This is a genomic window from Streptomyces sp. NPDC057694, assembly GCF_042799415.1.
In the GTDB taxonomy this organism is placed as follows: domain Bacteria; phylum Actinomycetota; class Actinomycetes; order Streptomycetales; family Streptomycetaceae; genus Streptomyces.
This window is the reverse complement of sequence record NZ_JBHVIX010000011.1, coordinates 103,968-105,409: the sequence shown is the minus strand read 5'-3', so window position 1 is coordinate 105,409 and position 1,442 is coordinate 103,968. Positions and strand designations below refer to the sequence as shown.

Sequence of the window (1,442 nt, the reverse complement as noted above, 5' to 3'; positions counted from 1 at the left end):
GGGGTCACCACCTAGCTGGTTCCCCCGAAAACGGGCGACCCCTTGGGCTTGTGTGGGCCTCCCAGCGCCTCTCCCCCCCCCCTTCCCCCCCCGCCGCGTCGAACACGGCGGGGAGAGCGGGCGCTTCTGCGTGGGGTGGAGGGTGCGCGCCTCGACGAGTCCGGCGTCCACCCGCTTCGCCTGCGACCAGCCGTTCCGTTCATCGGTTCACCCGTTTGGCCTACCTGGGGCGCGTCGTCCCGCCCGGGCCCCTTCGCCCGCAACCACGCCTCGAACGGCCTCCCGCAAGGGCTTTTCGCTACAGCAAGTGAAGCCCCTTGTTGCGCGTTCGCCCGATCGCCCGCGCCATGGAGACAAGGCACATGGCCAAGCCGGTGGCTCCCAGCCGCCCCCATGTTCCGGAGGGAGTGATCACGCATGACGCAGGGCGAGATCAACAACCCCGATGCCCTCGTGGGGCTCACCGCGTACGACCGCACCGGGGAGAAGATCGGCAGCGTCGAGCGGGTCTACCTTGACGACAGGACCGGGAAACCGGGCTGGGCCACCGTCAAAACCGGCCTCTTCGGTATGAAGGAGACGTTCGTCCCGCTGGGCGGGGCCTCCCGCACGGACGACCGGCTCCAGGTGATGTACACCAAGGAGGCCGTCAAGGACGCGCCCCGCGTCGACGCCGACCAGCACCTGGACGAGGCCGAGCAGCAGGAGCTGTACGCGCACTACGGCCTGACCAGGTCCACCGGCGCCGCGGCCGGCACCACCGGAAACCGTCCCGAGCGCCCTGCCACCGCCCCCGGCGCCCAGGGTGCGGCCGGTGCGGCAGGCGCCGCGGGCGCCGGAGCCGGAGCCGGGGCCGGGGCCGCCGGGTTCGCCACCGGCGAGTCCTCCGGCCGGCACGCCGCCGGTGCGCGTGAGCCCGCGATGCGCGGCTCCGCCGACGCCTCGGACAAGCAGACGGAGCTCATCCGCTCCGAGGAGCGGCTGCACGTCGGCGTCGAGGAGCAGGAGGTGGGCCACGCCCACCTGCGCAAGGTGGTCGAGACCGAGAACGTGACCACGTCGGTCCCGCTCTCCCACGAAGAGGTCCGCGTGGTGCGTGAGCCGATCCGTGAGGGCGACGCGAAGCGCGCCACGATCGGCGAGGCGGAGACCGAGGTGACGCTGCACGCCGAGCGTCCGGTCGTCAGCAAGGAGACCGTGCCGGTGGAGCGCGTCCGTCTCGAGACGGAGAAGGTCACGGAGACCAAGGAGGTCTCCGACACGGTGCGCAAGGAGCGGATCGAGTACGACGACCCCAAGGGCGACGGTGACATGCCCGGCAAGGGCAAGTTCGGTCGTGGCGGTCCCCGCCACTGACGCCGCACCTCAAGGGTGGGGGTCGGCGGGAGGGGGGGGCCACCCCTTCTCCACAGCCGGGTGGGGGGGACAGCCTACAACAGGGA

At 71.9% G+C, this 1,442-nt stretch carries 1 protein-coding gene; it reads left to right on the top strand.

Annotation, left to right across the window (positions count from 1 at the left end; genetic code table 11):
- The first annotated feature begins 417 nt into the window (after positions 1-417).
- Positions 418-1,356: a DUF2382 domain-containing protein gene (locus ACFVDP_RS23695; RefSeq protein ID WP_383492849.1), complete on the top strand. Its 939-nt coding sequence runs from the start codon at positions 418-420 to the stop codon at positions 1,354-1,356.
- Positions 1,357-1,442 lie beyond the last annotated feature (86 nt).